This is a genomic window from Paenibacillus popilliae ATCC 14706, from assembly GCF_000315235.1.
Taxonomy (GTDB): domain Bacteria; phylum Bacillota; class Bacilli; order Paenibacillales; family Paenibacillaceae; genus Paenibacillus_B; species Paenibacillus_B popilliae.
Genome location: NZ_BALG01000306.1, coordinates 1 through 3596 on the forward strand (window position 1 = coordinate 1; position 3596 = coordinate 3596).

Here is a 3596-nt window from a genome sequence, read left to right on the forward strand (position 1 = left end):
ACCGTTGTAACCCCTGAAGCGAAAGCATGGGTCATTTCTTTGGCCTGCCAAAAGCCGAAGGACTTGGGCTACTCGTATGAAATCTGGACCCAGCGTCTTTTGGCACAGCATGTGCGTAATCACGCGGTAACTGAAGGTCATGACTGTCTCTCCCGCATGTCGCCTAGCAGCGTGTCCCGATTGCTGGCCGCCCAAGACTTGCAACCACATAAAGTCCGTTATGATCTGGAACGCCGCGATCCAGAGTTCGATGCAAAACGGACGGAAGTGCTTTGCGTCTATCAGCAAGTCGAATACATTCTGGAGAACGAAGAAATAATACCACTCTGCGACGTTTATTTGTCCTACGACGAGAAACCTGGCATTCAGGCGATCGGCAATACTGCCGAGGATTTGCCTCCCGTCATCGGGGAACATTCCACCATAGAAGCTTGATGCCCACTATTGCCCGGAACTGCGGATTCAAATCATAGTAGACAACCATTTCGCTCATATCTCCAAGGAAACAAATGCTTATCTGGAGAGTCGGCCGATCCGGTTTGAGTTCGTCTTCACCCCCAAACATGGCTCCTGGCTCAATGGGATTGAAAGCTACTTCGCAAAGATGACGAAACAGGTACTTCGTCATCTCCGGGTGAAGTCAAAAGAAGAATTAAAAGAGCGACTTGTGTTGTACCTCCAGGAAGTGAACGAAAATCCGGTGTCTTTCCGTTGGAAGTACGGTTTGGAAAATTGACAGGGCACGAACGTTATTTCAGGAGCTATCTTGATCCTTATTGTCCGAAGAAAATAAAGTTGTAGACTGAAAATTATCAAGAAATTAGTTTTTCTCCGTTAAATCATGGGACAAAGAATTTGTTAAATCGCGTTGTAAAGCATCAATTAAATCTCTTAACCTTAAAATAGAAGTTTGCAACTCCGCTCGATAAATTCTCTGAGTTCCTATTTTTTCAAATGAGACCAATTCACTTTGTAGCAATAGTTTTAAGTGATGTGAAATTGCTGGTCGCGAAAGATTAGATAACTCCACAATCTCGTTCACGGTTAATTGACCTTTCTCGGTTAAATACACTAATATTTGTTGACGTTGCTTATCTTTAAGCATCTCAAACACAGGTATACATTCATTAAGTATATCCAAACTACATTTAAGATTTGTCATGTAGATGTTCTCCTTTTATTTTGATCGACGCGGTAAAAGTGCAGCTGGGCCGTGTAACATTAAAGTATGAAATAACGGACTCCAGCCATTTTGATGTTGCTTAGTTTTTTTGCCTTTTGCAATTCGCTTCATTTGTTGTTCATAGTAACTTAACCCGATCATTGATCCGAGCTTTTGGTCTAATATTTTAATGCCTGTTGTTAGTCTTTGTGTCTTTACTGTTTCGTAACGTCCTTCCATTATCTGATTCGGTATGTCTGGAACTAACGCAAGTGGACGTGCAATGCCGATCATAGATGTTTTATTATTCAATAATGCTTCTTCCATACTTTCTTTTGATCTAAATCCGCCGGTGACAACAATTGGGATATCAACCGTTGATTTAACTTTTTTGGCATATTCCAAAAAGAAAACTTCACCGCTTCCCTCGCCAGTACCTGTGGACATTTTGGGATTTTCGTAACTTCCACCTGATATCTCTATTAAATCAATTCCTAACTCAGCCATTTTTTTCACAACCTCAATAGAATCTTCCTCGGTAAATCCGCCTTCTTTGAAGTCGGAGGAGTTTAATTTTAGACCTATTGGGAATTGCGGACCAAGGGCTTCTCGCATTCCTTGATAGATTTCAACTAGAAATCTCATCCTGTTTTCTAGTATACCACCATATTTATCAGTTCGCTTATTATCAAAAGGCGATAAAAACTGGTTCACTAAATAACCATGTGCTCCGTGGATTTGAATGCCTGTAAAACCTGCTTTTTTTGCTATTTTCGCAGTAGTAATAAACCGATTAACCAATGCTTTGACTTCGGCGGTAGTTAGTGCTCTCGGATTATTGAATGCACTTCCTAAACTGCCTCCTACCGGAATAGCACTCGGTGCCACAGGTTCTTTAGAAAGCGTTCGTGGCGATTGCTTCCCCGGATGATTAATCTGCATCCAAAGATGTGTATGAGTAGCTGTACCTGCCTTTACCCATTGTTTTAGAACCTCCATGTCTCGTTCATCTTCAACAACCACATTACCTGGTTCGCCTAACGCGCCGCGGTCTACCATCACATTTCCGGTCACCACGATACCTGCACCACCGTGTGCCCATTCACGATATAAATTCACATGTAACTGATTGGGTTGATTCTTACAGTTCGCCATAGTTTCACTCATAGCTGACTTAAAAAAACGATTTTTTATAACTGTTCCATTGGGTAATGTTAATGGCTCCGCTACCTTCAATTTTTTCATTTGCAGTTCCTCCGTTTATGTTTATATGTTTAAAATTATAAACGTTTATACAATAAAAAATAACACTTTATTTTTTTTTCGTCAATACCAATAATTTTATCCCGTGTGGGAATTGTGTCCTTTGTCAAGGTCTTCTGATGTGGCTTCCTTTTCTCCGCTGCCATTACGCACCTTCATCGATACTACTCAGCCATCCGACTCCCTATCTCTCTTTTACTTTGTGAACGTCAAATAGGCCCCAATCTGACCGCTAGGTGGGGCCTATTTGACGTTCACGGTAATAACAAACAAATCAACTTTAATTGAAAATCTAATATCTACTTCTTCTCTTGATCAAACCAATTATTTTCTACCATGTATGATACACTTTCTTCGATGGTTTCCAGCAGTGTATACCTTGGTTTATAGCCAATAAGTCTTTTGCCTTTTTCAATGCTAAAGTTGCCGCTACGGGCGATGTGGTAGTAGGTGCGATCAATAAAATCCGGATTCTTTATATAGTCACACCATTCATTCCACGAAAGGAACTTGATTCTTTCCTCCTGCCTAAAGTAACGGTACATCGCTTGTGCATAGCCTAGTAGAGTAATTGATTCTTCGCCTACCGCATGAAAACTCTCTCCTAAGGCTGCCTTGCGATGAGTTATTGCATTAAAGAAAACTTGAGCTACATCGTCTGCATGAACATGATGTAATGTTTCCATTCCGAAATTCGGAAGAGCAATTTCTTCGCCTTGTGCAATTTTATCAAAAACCATGTAGTCATGATTAGCCATTGGATTCATAATGACCCAACCAGGACCCGAGATCTGCCCTGGCATAATAACAGTTTCAGGGAAACTCTCTTTCCGGTAAAGGTGATGCAGGTACTCCTCACTTTTTGCTTTCTGAAGACCATATTCGTCCAACGGAAACTTTGGCTGATCCTCCACAATGGGAAAGGTTGTCGCTTGCCCATGAGCCCAAATAGAAGAGCAAAACACATAATGGGAAAGATTTGTGTTTTTAAGGGCTTCTGTCATATGTTTTGTATCCTCTAAGGAAAAGTTAATTAGATCAACTACAATATCTGCGTTTAATGTAGCTATTTTCTTCTGACGGATTGTAAAATGAAGTGCGACACCTTCTGGGAATAAAAAACAAAGGACCCATGGCCGGATTCGTGTAGAATGAAAGTTCTCACCACCCC

General features: G+C 41.1%; 4 protein-coding genes and 1 pseudogene. 2 read left to right on the forward strand and 3 right to left on the reverse strand.

Annotation, left to right across the window (positions count from 1 at the left end; genetic code table 11):
* Nucleotides 1-435: pseudogene (locus PPOP_RS22965) on the forward strand (helix-turn-helix domain-containing protein); the annotation flags it as partial.
* Between the two features lie 58 nt (nucleotides 436-493).
* On the forward strand, nucleotides 494-736 hold the full coding sequence (locus PPOP_RS21060) for a transposase (RefSeq protein ID WP_305082447.1): 243 nt from the start codon (nucleotides 494-496) through the stop codon (nucleotides 734-736).
* Between the two features lie 84 nt (nucleotides 737-820).
* On the opposite strand, the gene PPOP_RS16630 is transcribed toward PPOP_RS21060, so the two are convergent.
* The 3 genes from PPOP_RS16630 to PPOP_RS16640 form a co-directional block, all read right to left on the reverse strand.
* Nucleotides 821-1162 (reverse strand): ArsR/SmtB family transcription factor, encoded by a 342-nt coding sequence (locus PPOP_RS16630; RefSeq protein WP_006287808.1) that lies wholly within the window; start codon nucleotides 1160-1162, stop codon nucleotides 821-823.
* A 15-nt stretch (nucleotides 1163-1177) separates the two neighbouring features.
* Nucleotides 1178-2407: an NADH:flavin oxidoreductase/NADH oxidase family protein gene (locus tag PPOP_RS16635; RefSeq protein WP_006287809.1), complete on the reverse strand. Its 1230-nt coding sequence runs from the start codon at nucleotides 2405-2407 to the stop codon at nucleotides 1178-1180.
* Nucleotides 2408-2724: 317 nt separating this feature from the next.
* Nucleotides 2725-3596, reverse strand: an 872-nt coding sequence (locus PPOP_RS16640) for an NAD-dependent epimerase/dehydratase family protein (RefSeq protein WP_006287810.1), incomplete at its 5' end; no start/stop codon positions are given.